This window comes from Methylomonas sp. LL1, from assembly GCF_015711015.1.
Lineage (GTDB): Bacteria > Pseudomonadota > Gammaproteobacteria > Methylococcales > Methylomonadaceae > Methylomonas.
The window spans coordinates 382894-396758 of record NZ_CP064653.1 but is presented as its reverse complement, the minus strand read 5'-3'; the positions used below and the strand labels follow the sequence as shown (position 1 = coordinate 396758).

The 13865-nt window shown below is 54.5% G+C and carries 10 protein-coding genes and 1 tRNA gene; all 11 read left to right on the top strand.

Annotated elements, in window-relative coordinates; genetic code table 11:
• Positions 1–15 precede the first annotated feature (15 nt).
• The 11 genes from IVG45_RS02320 to pnp all read left to right on the top strand — a co-directional run bounded on the left by IVG45_RS02320 (position 16) and on the right by pnp (position 13763).
• A complete protein-coding gene (locus IVG45_RS02320; RefSeq protein WP_196436290.1) occupies positions 16–492 on the top strand; it encodes a cytochrome c in 477 nt (158 codons plus the stop codon).
• A gap of 10 nt (positions 493–502) precedes the next feature.
• Positions 503–1963: a DcaP family trimeric outer membrane transporter gene (locus IVG45_RS02315; RefSeq protein ID WP_196436289.1), complete on the top strand. Its 1461-nt coding sequence runs from the start codon at positions 503–505 to the stop codon at positions 1961–1963.
• A 20-nt stretch (positions 1964–1983) separates the two neighbouring features.
• Positions 1984–4653, top strand: coding sequence for an ATP-binding protein (locus IVG45_RS02310; RefSeq protein ID WP_196436288.1), 2670 nt, complete (start codon positions 1984–1986; stop codon positions 4651–4653).
• A gap of 371 nt (positions 4654–5024) precedes the next feature.
• Positions 5025–5100 (top strand) — tRNA-Phe (locus IVG45_RS02305).
• A gap of 134 nt (positions 5101–5234) precedes the next feature.
• Entirely contained in the window at positions 5235–5720 is a 486-nt protein-coding gene (rimP, locus tag IVG45_RS02300; protein WP_196437898.1) for a ribosome maturation factor RimP, read from the top strand.
• Complete coding sequence (gene nusA, locus IVG45_RS02295) at positions 5710–7221, top strand: transcription termination factor NusA (protein ID WP_196436287.1); 1512 nt, start codon at positions 5710–5712, stop codon at positions 7219–7221. The genes rimP and nusA overlap by 11 nt, the downstream gene beginning before the upstream one ends.
• Before the next feature lie 14 nt (positions 7222–7235).
• Positions 7236–9905: a translation initiation factor IF-2 gene (infB, locus tag IVG45_RS02290; RefSeq protein WP_196436286.1), complete on the top strand. Its 2670-nt coding sequence runs from the start codon at positions 7236–7238 to the stop codon at positions 9903–9905.
• A gap of 2 nt (positions 9906–9907) precedes the next feature.
• A complete protein-coding gene (gene rbfA / locus IVG45_RS02285) occupies positions 9908–10312 on the top strand; it encodes a 30S ribosome-binding factor RbfA (RefSeq protein WP_196436285.1) in 405 nt (134 codons plus the stop codon).
• Positions 10312–11223, top strand: coding sequence for a tRNA pseudouridine(55) synthase TruB (truB, locus tag IVG45_RS02280; protein WP_196436284.1), 912 nt, complete (start codon positions 10312–10314; stop codon positions 11221–11223). Before rbfA ends, truB begins: the two co-directional genes overlap by 1 nt.
• Before the next feature lie 107 nt (positions 11224–11330).
• Positions 11331–11600, top strand: a complete 270-nt coding sequence (rpsO, locus tag IVG45_RS02275; RefSeq protein ID WP_196436283.1) for a 30S ribosomal protein S15 — start codon at positions 11331–11333, stop codon at positions 11598–11600.
• Positions 11601–11684: 84 nt separating this feature from the next.
• Complete coding sequence (gene pnp / locus IVG45_RS02270) at positions 11685–13763, top strand: polyribonucleotide nucleotidyltransferase (protein WP_196436282.1); 2079 nt, start codon at positions 11685–11687, stop codon at positions 13761–13763.
• Positions 13764–13865: the final 102 nt, after the last annotated feature.

The following is a 13865-nucleotide window of genomic DNA, read 5'->3' as shown; positions in this document are numbered from 1 at the left end:
TATGTAGGAGACCGCATGACTCTGCAACATCTAGCTATTTTTATCGGATCGGGCTTACTCGCCGCTTGCGCCGGAACCCCGCCGGCCAGCAGCCAAACCGGACTGCCCGACACCGGGACCCCAGCCTTGCATGCGGTCAGCGATACCCGTTTACGCGAGTTGATGGATAGTATGAATAGCCTGATGTTCGAGCGCTTTATGGCCGAACCGGACATCGACCACCAGCGCCGTATTTACGCGCTGAAAATAGCCGATGCGGCGGACAAACTGGGGGCGACCGTTGACAGTATATTGTCGCGCTTGCCGGCATTAAATCTAAGCCCCGAGGAACAGACGGTATTTCGTGCGCTGGCCGTCAAATTACGCGAGCAAACCGAAAGCTTGAAAGCGCAAGCCGAACGAAACCAGATCGATGCCATCGAGCCGGCCTTGGATCAGGTAGCCGCGACTTGCTCGTCCTGCCATGCTTTATTCAGAAAACTCGGCAATTGAGGTAAGCACGATGCATTTCAAACGAATCGTCCTGATATTGCTGCCGGTTTTGATCGCACTGCCTTGTTCGGCTTCGGCCGAAGAGGATTTACGCACCCTGATCAAGGCGATGAGCGACCGGATGGCCGAGCTGGGCGATCAGGTCAAGCAATCGAACCGGCGCATCGCCGAACTGGAAGCGAAACTGGCGCAAATTCAGCAAGAACAAACCTCCACCATCGCCGCCGCTCCTTCCGGCCAATCGCCGGTTGTTCAAGCAACCGCCGCCGGTGCCGCATCGATACCAACGCCAACCGCCGAAGGACAAATCAACTCCGTGCAGCCGGTGGTGGCCGGCGATACCAAGGGCACTTTTAAAATACCGGGCACCGATACTTCGCTCGGTTTCGGCGGCTACGTCAAGCTGGACGCCAATTACAGCAGCATCAGCATGGGCCGCGACAAAGCGGGCGATCAGCTTTTAGTGGTCGGTCAAATTCCGGTGGGCAACGATCGACTCGGCCAACACAGCAAATCCACCTTTCATGCCAAGGAAAGCCGGTTCTGGTTAAAATCCTTTACGCCTAGTTCTTGGGGTGACATCAATACCTTTATGGAACTGGATTTTTTGAGCTCGCCGGAAACCTTTAACTACACTCCGCGTCTACGCCATGCCTATGGCTCTATCGGTAATTTTCTGGCCGGCCAGACCTGGACCACTTTTCTGAATGTCGCGGCTATTGCCGACACACAGGATGCGACCGGACCCGCCGGCGCGCTGTTGTACCAGCGGCAGCCGCAGTTGCGATGGACCCAGCCTTTTAGTTTAGCCGGAACGCCGATGGAGTTTCAGGCCGCGCTGGAGTCCCCGAGAAGCCGCTTGTGGGCCGATCCTGTGTTGGGGGAAAGTAGGGATGCCTATGGCTTTAACCATCCCAACGGCGAACGTTATCCCGATTTGATAGCTCGTCTCAACTATAATCCCGATTGGGGTTCGCTGTCGCTTGCCGCCATGGCCCGACAAATCCGCTATACCAAACCGGCAAGCACCCAAGAGGCTGGCGATTGGGGCGGTGCGGTCAGCCTGGCTGGCAAGATTAACACTGTCGGCATGGATAATTTGCGCTTCATGCTCAATTATGGCAACGCTCTGGGGCGCTATGGAGCTTTCAACGCGTTCGAGGATGCCGCGCTGAATGCCAATGGTCAATTGCAGTTGATCAACATTTATAGCGGAATGGTGGCTTACCAGCATTGGTGGGACAAGGCCTGGCGTTCGACGCTGGCCTATGGTTTCGTTTCATCCGATCAGCCGGCTTTCGTGGTCGGGGATGTGACCCAACGGGCACAATCGGTTCATGCCAACCTATTATGGAGCCCCACCTTGCAAACCACCTTCGGATTGGAATATATCTATGCCGAGCGCGAGCGGGTCGACGACCAATCCGGCGATCTGCACCGGCTGCAGTTCTCGACGCGCTTTAATTTTTAGCCGATTAAGAGGCATGTATCGTGTTGATCAACGGCAGTAGAGGGCGGCTCATCGCTATCGGCTTGTTGCTGATGGCCGGCCTTGCCGAGTCTTTGGCAACCGAAGGCGACTGCCCTACGTCTGGAGCGGCCTGCAACCCCTCGGTTACAACCGCGCCCGCTCCGCCGCCGGCAGCCAAGCGTAAGGTGTTGATTATCCATTCCTATACCAGCGAATACCCATGGGTCAGGAAGCTGCGCGAAGGGATTTTCGAGGAAATCAATCAACTACCGCTGGCACAACGGCCGGAAATCTACGAGGAACAGCTCGATGCGGCTCGCCTGGGCAAGGCGGCCATCAGCGATCACGTCGCCCAACACCTGACGCAAAAATACGCCGGCATCGCCTTCGACGCCATCTTCACAGAACTGCAGGACGCGGCAATCTTTCTGTTGGACAGACCCCAGCTATTCCCCGGCGTGCCGCGTTACTACTTCGATTTTACCGCGAACAACTTGCCCGCCGACCGCCCCAGTCAGGGCGTTTTCGTAACCTTGCCGTCGGACTGGGAGATCACGCTGCAAACCATCCTGGACGTATTACCGCAAACCCGGCGCATCGTCATCATCGGCGACAGATGGACGGAGCATCCGCAATCCCGCATTCAGGCCATCAAAAGCATTGCCGGCCGTTTCGCCGGCAAAGTCGAGCTGGAATATTGGGAAGACATTGTGTTCGACGAGCTGTTCGATCAGGTCAAACATCTGCCCAAGGATAGCGCCATCCTTTATATTTCTACCTTTAGGGATCGTTTCGGCCAAAAGGGCATCCCGGCCTTGATTGCACCCAAATTGTCACAAATCGCCTCGGCGCCGGTTTTCATCGTAGCCGATTCATTTCTGAACCCAGCTTCGCTGGGCGGGTATATGATCAGCGCGGATAAGGAAGGCCATCTGATCGGAAAAATTATTGCCGCCGGTAACGATCAACCCTTGCAATTGACGCCGGATCAATTCCGGGAAGCCTTGAACGGTTATTATTTCGAAGACAGCCAACTCAAACGCTGGGGCATACCCGACCAACGCTTGCCGCAGGGTAGCGTAATTTTGAATAGGGAAAAGGGCTTATGGGAAAGTTATCGCGTTTACATCATTGCGGTGCTGGTAGCCTTCGTGCTGGAAACCCTGCTGATCGTCAGTCTGATTCGCAGCAACCGGCGGCGCAAGCGGGCGGAAGCGGAAATCCTGCGTTACAGCGATCACCTGGAAGAGATGGTCAAGGAACGCACCGCCGAGTTGGCGGAAGCCAAGGTCCGGGCGGAGGACTCCAACCGAGCGAAAAGTAGTTTCCTGGCCAACATGAGCCACGAATTGCGCACGCCGCTAAACGCCATCCTCGGCTTCTCCGGTCTGATGCAGCGCTCGCCCGATATTTCCGATAGTCAGCGCGAAAATCTGACCATCATTAACCGTAGCGGGGAGCATCTGCTCAGCCTGATCAACGATGTGCTGGATATGGCCAAGATCGAGGCCGGCCGCATCGTGCTGGAAATTGCGGCGTTCGATTTGGGGGCGCTGGTGCGCGACATCTCCGACATGATGCGATTTAGGGCCGAGGAAAAAGGCCTGCAACTGTTGCTTGATCAATCGTCCGATTTTCCACGCTTGATCCGTGGCGACGAAGGCAAATTGCGTCAGATTATTACCAATTTGCTGGGCAATGCCATCAAGTTTACCCAACAAGGCGGCGTTACCCTGCGCCTGCAACTCAAGGCCAAAAGTGATGCGCAGTGGCTAATACTGGAAGTGGAAGATAGCGGCATCGGGATCGCGCCTGCCGATCTGGGGCGTGTGTTCGAGGCCTTCGTGCAGGCCGGCAAGACCAGCAATCATCAAGGTACCGGCCTGGGACTGGCCATCTCGCGCCAGTTCGTGCAATTGATGGGCGGCGATCTGACGGTGCATAGCGTATTAGGCAAGGGTTCCATATTCCGGGTCGAATTTCCGGTCGAAATTGCCGATCAGGCGGAAGTAAGAACGCTCAAACCGGAAAGCGGCCAGGTCGCGGGGCTGGAACCCGGTCAACCCAACTACCGGATATTGATCGTTGAAGATCAGCTGGAAAATCAGCAATTGCTGAAAAAACTGTTGGACAGCGTGGGTTTTCAGGTCTTGATTGCGGAGAACGGGCTGGAAGCCGTCGAATTATTTCAAAGCTGGTCGCCGCATTTCATCTGGATGGACAGGCGCATGCCGGTGATGGATGGGGTGGAGGCTACCCGTCAGATCCGCCGCTTGCCGGGCGGCGAGAGCGTCAAGATCGCGGCCCTGACCGCCTCGGCTTTCAAGGAACAGCAGCAGGAAATGCTGGATGCCGGCATGGATGACTTCGTCCGCAAACCCTACCGTTTCGACGAAATCTACGACTGCATGGCCAAGCATTTGGGCCTGAAATACCGGTATTACACCGACAGCGCTGAAACCAAGGAACAACAGATTACTCCGCTTAGCGCCGATAGGTTGACGCAACTGCCCCTAGCATTGAGGCGGGACTTCGGCAATGCCCTGGAAACCTTGGATAGCGACGACATCATGGCCGTTATCCAGCAAATCGGCCAAATCGATGAAGCCCTAGGACATGCGCTAGCGCGTCTGGCGGACAATTATGATTACTCGGCCATTTTGGAGGCGATCAATAGCGTGCCCGATTAGCAAGTTGCTTCAGCTGATCAGGATAACGTAAATGGCCGGTAAGGCGGAACGAGTGCGTACCTTTTGTGGCTTGGATTCAGTGATAACAATGGGAGCGGAAGCTTCTATCAGTAAAGCAGCAACCCTTGTTTGATGTTAAAGGGGGTTGGTTCTATTCAATGCCGCCGCTCAGCGCCTGCAGAGCGATTATGCAAATCTTGCGTGGCCGGGAAAAATGGAGCGTTATTTTCGCTCCAGTCCGCCATTTCGGCTTTCAAATAAATTTAAGCGCGATTGCTCTGTAAAACTGATCTTCCACCTTGCCTTGAAGATATTGAATAGGTATAATGACCGGATTGTTGATTACTTGCTATCAGCAACAAGCAATCATTGCCCAGGTAGCTCAGTCGGTAGAGCAGAGGACTGAAAATCCTCGTGTCGACAGTTCGATTCTGTCCCTGGGCACCAGCTTACCCGGTTTTTCAAAGAGCCCCGTTTATGGGGTTTTTTGTTTTTAGGGCTTTAAACAAGCCATGGGTCAACGAATGTTTATGGAAGAGCCTGAGGCTCTTTTTTTTTGTGTTTTAAAAGGCGAAACGGAAATGAAACAGGCTCCAGATCATTTGGTCGAACTCATTGAACCAATTGTCGAAGGTCTTGGTTATGAATGCGTGGGGATTGAATACAACCCTCACCCCCAGCACGGCATGCTGCGCATCTATATCGATAGCGAGAACGGTATTTTGCTGGATGACTGCACCAAAGTCAGCCATCAACTGAGCGGCATGCTGGACGTGGAAGATCCGATTCAAGGCGAATATCAATTGGAAATTTCTTCGCCCGGCGAAGACAGGCCATTTTTTAAACTGAGCCAGTTTGAAAAATTCATTGGCGCTACCGTAACGGTTAATCTGTTTAAGCCAATTGATAAACGCAGGAAAGTGACCGGCTTGATTCAGGCGGTTGAAGGTGACGATGTAGTACTGCTGGAAGGTGAACAGACATTGAAAGTTCCTTTCCAAGCGATGAGCAAGGCGCGTTTGGTGCCGGAATATTTACTCAAAAAAGGAGGACGTAGTGGCAAATAAAGAAATTCTACTCATAGCGGATGTTTTTGCTAACGAAAAAGAAATCGACAAAGAAATTATCTTTCAGGCCATTGAGTCCGCATTGGAAGCCGCAACCGTCAAACGCTACCCGAACCCTATCAAAGCCCGGGTAGCCATCAATCGCCACACGGGCGACTATGTCACTTATCGCCGCTGGCTGGTGGTGGAAGCCAATCCCGACATCAACGGCGACGTGGAATTCCCCAGTTGGCAAACGCTACTGGAAGTTGCCCAGATGGATGATCCGAATGTTCAGGTCGGCGATTTCATCGAAGAAGAAGTCGAATCGGTGGCTTTTTGCCGCATCGCCGCTCAAACCGCCAAGCAGGTAATCATCCAGAAAGTGCGCGAGGCCGAACGCAGAAAGATTGTCGAAGCCTATCAAGACCGCGTCGGCGAACTGATCACGGGCGTGGTTAAACGACTGGAAAAAGGTAGCGTTTACCTGGACCTGGGCGGCCATGTCGAGGCCTACATCGCTCGCGAAGACATGATTCCGAAAGAACCGATCCGGATGGGCGACCGGGTGCGCGGTTATTTAAAAGCCGTACGCTCCGAGCCGCGCGGGCCGCAATTATTCGTCAGCCGTACGGCGCCGGAATTATTGATCGCCCTATTCCGTCTGGAAGTACCCGAAGTGGGCGAAGGCCTGATTGACATCATCGCGGCGGCTCGCGATCCCGGATCGCGAGCCAAAATCGCGGTCAAAACCAACGACCCGCGCCTGGACCCGGTCGGCGCCTGCGTCGGCATGCGCGGATCGCGCGTGCAAGCCATTTCCAACGAACTGGCCGGCGAACGGGTGGATATTATCTTATGGAACCCCAACGACGCCCAGTTTGTGATCAACGCCATGTCGCCGGCCGAAATTCAGTCTATCGTGGTCGATGAAGACAAGCACAGCATGGATGTTGCCGTCACCACCGACAGCTTGTCGCAAGCCATCGGCCGCGGCGGCCAAAACGTGCGATTGGCATCCGAATTGACCGGCTGGGAGTTGAATATCCAGGACGCTTCGCAAGTGGATAAAAATCTGGACGAAACCGCCGCCAAGGCCAAACAAGAGTTCATGGAGCTGCTGGATGTCGACGAAGAAATTGCCGATGTACTGGTCGAAGTCGGCTTGAGCAATATCGAGGAAATCGCCTACATCCCGGTCGATGAAATGCTTGAGATTGAAGGTTTTGACGAAGAACTGGTGGAAGCGCTGCGCAGCCGCGCCAAGGACGCCCTACTGATCAAAGCCATCGCCTCGGAAGAGAAAATCGAAACCTCCGAACCCAGCGCCGCAATACTGGCAATGGACGGCATGGATGAGAAGCTGGCGCATGAAATGGCCGCCAAGGGTATCATTAGCCTGGATGATTTGGCCGAACAGTCGATTGACGACATCATCGAATTTACTGGAATGGATGAAGATCGAGCCGGTAAACTAATTATGAAGGCCCGCGAATCATGGTTCGCAGAGGACAAGGGTTAAGGCAGGAGGATACTATGAACGATAAAACAGTACAGGCATTGGCAGAGGTAGTCGGTATCCCTTTGGAACGTTTCCTAGAGCAGCTTAAGGAAGCCGGCATAAACGCCAGCGCTCCGGATGACGTTATCTCCGAGGAAGAAAAGGTCAAACTGCTCACCCATTTACGCAAGCGACACGGCAAGGCTGATTCCGACCAGGAAGCAGGTTCGCCCAAACGCATCACCTTAAAACGCAGCACCAAAACCGAACTTCGGCAATCCACCGCCCCCGGTTCGGGCGCGAAGACAGTCAGCGTCGAAGTTCGCAAGCAAAAGACCTATATCAAACGCAGCGAAGCGATAGTTTCTCCCGAGCAACAAGAAGCCGACCGCGCCAAACAAGCCCTGGCGGCACTGGAAGAACAGAAACGCCAACTGGCAATCGAGGAAGAAAAACGCCGTCGGCACGAAGCACAATTAAAAGCCGAAGCGGAAGCACCGAAACCGGCCGAGGAAGCCGAAAAAGCCGAGATCATTACGGCAGCGGAACCGGAAAAAGTCGAAATCAAAGCCGAGACACCCGCCCCCACAGCCACGCCGGCCAAACCCGAACCCGTTGTGGTTGCGGACATTAAACCCGCCAAACCGGAACTAACCGAAGCAGAGCGTCTGGAGCAGGAAAAGAAACAGCGCCTGGAAGCCTCCGTGGAGAAAAACGCGGAAAAAGTCCGAAAAGCCGCCGAAGCCAAGCAACAACAAACCCTGCACAAGAAAAAACAGGACTTCAAACCTGCCCGCGGCCCCGCGACCGACATCGCCGCCGACACCAGCGACGCAGCCCGCCGTGGCAAAGGCAAAAAAGGCAAACCCGGCCGCCGCGAAAAACCGGAACACGAAATCGAACTGCAAGGCGGTAAACACAAATTCGAAAAACCGGTTGCGCCTACCGTGTTTGATGTCACCATTCCGGAAACCATCATCGTTTCCGATTTGGCCGCCAAAATGAACATCAAGGCGGCCGAGGTCATCAAGCACTTGATGAAACTGGGCATCATGACCACTATCAACCAAGCCATCGACCAGGAAACGGCGGTGATTTTGGTTGAAGAAATGGGCCATAAAGCCATCATGCAAAGCGAGGACGACTTCGAGCAGGAAATGCTGGCCGAAGTGATGGGCGATGCGGAAGAGCAAAAACTGCTGCCGCGCGCACCTATCGTCACCATCATGGGTCACGTCGACCACGGTAAAACCTCCTTGCTGGATTACATCCGTAAAACTCGAGTAGCCGCGGGCGAAGCCGGCGGCATTACCCAGCATATCGGCGCCTATCAGGTTAAAACCGATCACGGCTCGGTGACCTTCCTCGATACCCCTGGCCATGCCGCGTTTACCGCGATGCGGGCTCGCGGCGCCGAGGTCACCGACATCGTCATCGTGGTGGTTGCCGCCGACGACGGCGTGATGCCGCAAACCAAGGAAGCCATCGATCACGCCCGCGCCGCCAACGTGCCCATTATCGTGGCCCTGAACAAGATCGACAAACCGGATGCCAATCCCGACAAAGTCATGCAGGAATTGGCAACGCTGAATGTGGTTCCCGAAGAATGGGGCGGCGACGTGCAATTCTTGAAAGTATCGGCAAAAGTCGGTACCGGTATCGACGAATTGATCGAAGCCCTGATCGTGCAAGCCGAAGTGCTGGAACTAAAAGCCCCCGCCGAAGGCATTGCTTCCGGGATTTGTATCGAATCACGTCTCGACCGAGGCCGCGGCGCGGTGGCGACAATCCTGATTCAAAAAGGCACCTTGAGCAAAGGCGAATTCGTACTGTGCGGCCACGAATATGGCCGTATCCGGGCCATGTTCGACGAAAACGCTCACTCGATCAAATCGGCCGGTCCTAGTGCGCCGGTGGAAATTCTGGGTCTGTCCGGCACGCCGGATGCCGGCGACGAGTTCCTTGTCGTTCAAAACGAACGTGTGGCTCGGGAACTGGCCGCTCACCGCGAGGACCGCAAGAAATCCAGCCGTCAGGCCGCCGCCGCCTCCAAACTGGACGACGTGTTCTCCAGAATGGCTGCCGGCGAAACCGCTACATTGAATGTCGTGATCAAAACCGACGTACAAGGTAGCTTGGAAGCCTTGCGCGAATCGCTGGTCGGACTGTCCACCGACGAAGTACAGGTTAAATGCATCTACGGCGGAGTCGGCGGCATCAACGAAGGCGACGCCAACCTGGCCTTGGCTTCCAGCGCGATTCTGATCGGTTTCAACGTTCGCGCCGATGCGGTAGCCCGTAAACTGATCGAAGAAAAAGACATCGACCTGCATTACTACAGCATCATTTACGAAGCGATCGACGAAGTCAAACGCGCGATCAGCGGCATGCTGGCACCGGACATTCAGGAAAAAATCGTCGGTCTGGCCGAAGTACGCGATGTGTTCCGCTCGCCGAAATTCGGCGCCATCGCCGGTTGTATGGTGGTCGACGGTTTCGTCAAACGCAACCTGCCGATCCGGGTGCTGCGCAACAACGTGGTGATTTATGAAGGCCAGCTGGAATCCTTGCGCCGCTTCAAGGACGATGTCAATGAAGTGAAAATGGGCATGGAATGCGGTATCGGCGTCAAGAACTACAACGATGTCCGCGAGGGCGATCAAATCGAAGTATTCGAACGCATCGAAGTCAAACGGGAATTATAAGCATGCCTAAAGAGTTTGGCCGCAGCCAGCGCGTCGCGTCACAGATGCAAAAAGAGCTGGCCGAAATCCTGCAACGAGAGGTACACGACCAACGCCTGGGATTCATCACCGTCAACGAAGTGGTGTTATCCAAGGATTTGGCGGTGGCCAAGATCTATATCACCGTACTGAATGCGCAGGATGAGGCCGGCAAGCAAGCCAATGTGAAGGTGTTGAATGAAATTTCGCCGTTCATTCGCCATGAGTTGGCGAAAAGAATGCGTCTGCGCCACATTTCGGAGCTGCATTTTCATTACGACCATTCGTTCGATACCGGCATGCGCGTTTCCGAATTGCTGCACGAACTGGACGACTTGAAAGATACCGGCACTGGAGTTGCTCCCGAGACGCCGGCGCGGGACGACTGATGGCAAAACGCAAGTCCGGGCGCGATATTCATGGCATCGTATTGCTCGACAAGCGCCTAGGAATCTCGTCGAACAAAGCTCTACAGGAAGTCAGACGCCTGCTGAACGCCAATAAGGCCGGCCATACCGGCAGCCTCGACCCGTTGGCAACCGGCTTGCTGCCACTATGCTTTGGCGAGGCCACCAAGGTTTCGGCATTGATGCTGGATGACGACAAGCGCTATCAAGTCACGCTGCAACTGGGCGTGATGACCGATACCGGCGATAGCGAAGGCACTGTCATTCGCGAAATGCCGGTGCCGACGTTTTCAGAAGCCGATTTACAGGTCTATTTACAGCGCTTTACCGGCGTTATCGACCAGGTGCCGCCGATGTATTCGGCCTTGAAACATCAAGGCAAAAAACTGTATGAGCTGGCGCGGGAAGGCAAAACCGTCGACAGACAAGCCCGACGCATCACGATTTATGCCTTGCATCTGCTCGATTTCGATCAAGATCGAATCACGCTGGATGTCAGTTGTTCAAAAGGCACCTATATCCGCTCACTAGCGGAAGATTTAGGGCTAGCCATGGGTAGCTGCGCCACGGTAACCGCATTGCGCCGAACTGCGGCCGGCATGTTCAATATCGAGCAAGCTTACACATGGGAACAATTGCAAGCCATGAACGAATCGGAATTGTTGAGCAACCTGATCGCGGTCGATGCGCCTTTAAGCCAAATCCCGGCCATTTCGTTATCGCCGGAACAGGCCAGTCATATCAACCATGGCCAGCCGATTCGAATCAGCGGCCTTACACCCGGCGCCGTGCGCATGTATCACGATCAAACCTTTTTGGGGTTGGGAGAAATCCTTTTGGATGATAAACTAGCGCCGAAAAAAATATTTAACCTGAGCCATCAAGTTGTTTGATAATTCAGCCAAAATTCATCCGTTCCTGCACCCTATTGTGGGAGCGATGATTACCCGCCATCGTCCGATGGCTTTATTTTAACTTTATTAATCGATAGGGATTAAGAATGGCATTAACCGCAGAACAAAAGAAAGCAGTCGTCGAAGAATATCGTTTGTCCGATTCCGACACCGGCTCCACCGAAGTACAGGTTGCTTTATTGACCGCCAATATCAATCAGTTGACTCCGCACTTTGCCGCCAACAAAAAAGATAACCACTCACGCCGTGGTTTATTGCGCATGGTTAACCAACGCCGCAAGCTGCTGGATTACCTGAAGAATACCGACGTGGCGCGCTATCGCTCACTGATCGAGCGTCTAGGCATCCGTAAGTAACGCTTTCTGGAAACGGCACTTCGAGTGCCGTTTCTGCTTTATGGCAAATTTTCAAAACAACCTTTAACCCAAAGGAACCTTATAGTGAATCCTATCAGGAAACAATTTCAGTACGGCGATCGTCTCGTCACGTTAGAAACCGGTGAAATTGCCCGCCAAGCCAATGGCGCGGTAATGATCGATGTCGATGGCACCTCTTTACTGGTGACTGTTGTTGGCAAAAAAGAAGCGGCTGGCGGAGATTTTTTCCCGCTCACCGTCAACTATCAGGAAAAAGCATTCGCGGCCGGCAAGATTCCCGGCGGCTTCTTCAAACGCGAAGGCCGTCCCAGCGAAAACGAAACCCTGATTTCCCGCCTGATCGACCGGCCTATCCGCCCATTGTTTCCCGAAGGCTTCACTAACGAAGTACAGATTATCGCTACCGTAGTCTCGCTGAATCCTGAAGTGGACACCGAGATTCCCGCACTGTTGGGGGCGTCTGCCGCTCTGGCCATATCCGGCCTACCGTTCAACGGCCCATTGGGCGCGGCCTGCGTCGGTTATAAAGACGGCCAATATTTACTGAACCCTTCTTTGCCTGCATTGAAGGAATCCAGCTTGCAGCTGGTCGTCGCCGGGACACAACACGCGGTGTTGATGGTCGAATCCGAAGCCGATTTGCTATCGGAAGAAGTCATGTTGGGCGCGGTCTTGTTCGGCCACGAACAAATGCAAGTCGCCATCAAGGCCATTAACGAACTGGCCGCCGAAGTCGGCACCCCTGCCCTGCCCTGGACGCCGGTCGAAACCAATAGCGAACTAAAGGCCGCCGTTATCGCCGAAGCCGAAGCCGGCATCAAGGCCGCTTACCAAGTCGCGGAAAAATTGGTCAGACAAGATACACTCAGCGCCATCCGTAGCGACGTGGTCGAAAAATTGACCGCCGACGGCTTGTACAACGAAAAAGACATCCGCAACGTCATCGAACATCTGGAATACGACATCGTTCGCGGTGCGATTTTGAATGATCGTAAACGTATCGACGGCCGCGACCTGACCACCGTCAGACCGATCAGCATCAGAACCGGCGTCCTGCCCAGAACCCACGGTTCCGCACTGTTCACCCGCGGCGAAACTCAAGCCATGGTCGTTGCCACGCTGGGTACCGAACGCGATGCGCAAATCATCGACGCGCTGTCCGGCGAATACAAAGACCCGTTCATGCTGCACTACAACTTTCCTCCGTACAGCGTGGGCGAAACCGGCTTCGTCGGCTCGCCGAAACGCCGCGAAATCGGTCACGGCCGTCTGGCGAAACGCGGCGTATTGGCCGTACTGCCTAACATGGCGGAATTCCCTTACGTGATCCGCGTGGTTTCTGAAATCACCGAATCCAACGGCTCCAGCTCCATGGCTTCCGTCTGCGGCAGCAGCTTGGCGCTGATGGATGCCGGCGTGCCTATCAAAGCACCGGTTGCCGGCATCGCGATGGGCCTGATCAAGGAAGGCGACCAGTTCGCCGTGTTGTCCGACATCCTGGGTGACGAAGATCACCTGGGCGACATGGACTTTAAAGTGGCCGGTTCCGAAAACGGCGTCACCGCGCTGCAAATGGACATCAAGATCGACGGCATCACCGCCGAAATCATGAAAGTCGCGCTGGACCAAGCCAAACAAGGCCGCCTGCACATCCTGGGCGAAATGAACAAAGCCTTGTCCGCAACCCGCGAAGAAATGTCCGATTTCGCGCCGCGCATCATCACCTTCAAAATCGACCCAGCGAAAATCCGCGAAGTCATCGGCAAGGGCGGCGTGACGATACGCGCCATTACCGAACAAACCGGCGCCAGCATCGATTTGACCGACGACGGCGTGGTCAATGTGGCTTCCGTCGACAGAGCGGCGGGCGAAGAAGCCAGACGTATGATCGAGGAAATCACCGCCGAAGTCGAAGTGGGTAAAGTCTACGAAGGCAAAGTGGTGCGTTTGATGGACTTCGGCGCATTCGTCACCATCCTGCCTGGCAAGGACGGTTTGGTGCATATTTCGCAAATCTCCGACGAGCGCGTTGAGAAAGTCAGCGACAAGCTGTCCGAAGGCGATATGGTTCGGGTTAAAGTGCTGGAAATTGACCGTCAAGGGCGGGTAAGATTGAGCATGAAGGATACCGATAGCGAGTAAGCTTGTTTCGCTGATTGATATGAGAAAGGGCCGTGAGGCCCTTTTTTATTGCTATCGACGGCTCATTTTGAAGAATTGTTAAATCTATTGTTTTGTAGCTCT

Bases quoted from the DNA above. Each gene is read 5' to 3' on its own strand.
- rimP (WP_196437898.1), top strand. From the start codon at position 5,235: ATGAAACAGGCTCCAGATCATTTGGTCGAACTCATTGAACCAATTGTC.
- infB (WP_196436286.1), top strand. From the start codon at position 7,236: ATGAACGATAAAACAGTACAGGCATTGGCAGAGGTAGTCGGTATCCCT.
- IVG45_RS02320 (WP_196436290.1), top strand. From the start codon at position 16: ATGACTCTGCAACATCTAGCTATTTTTATCGGATCGGGCTTACTCGCC.
- rpsO (WP_196436283.1), top strand. From the start codon at position 11,331: ATGGCATTAACCGCAGAACAAAAGAAAGCAGTCGTCGAAGAATATCGT.
- rbfA (WP_196436285.1), top strand. From the start codon at position 9,908: ATGCCTAAAGAGTTTGGCCGCAGCCAGCGCGTCGCGTCACAGATGCAA.
- IVG45_RS02315 (WP_196436289.1), top strand. From the start codon at position 503: ATGCATTTCAAACGAATCGTCCTGATATTGCTGCCGGTTTTGATCGCA.
- truB (WP_196436284.1), top strand. From the start codon at position 10,312: ATGGCAAAACGCAAGTCCGGGCGCGATATTCATGGCATCGTATTGCTC.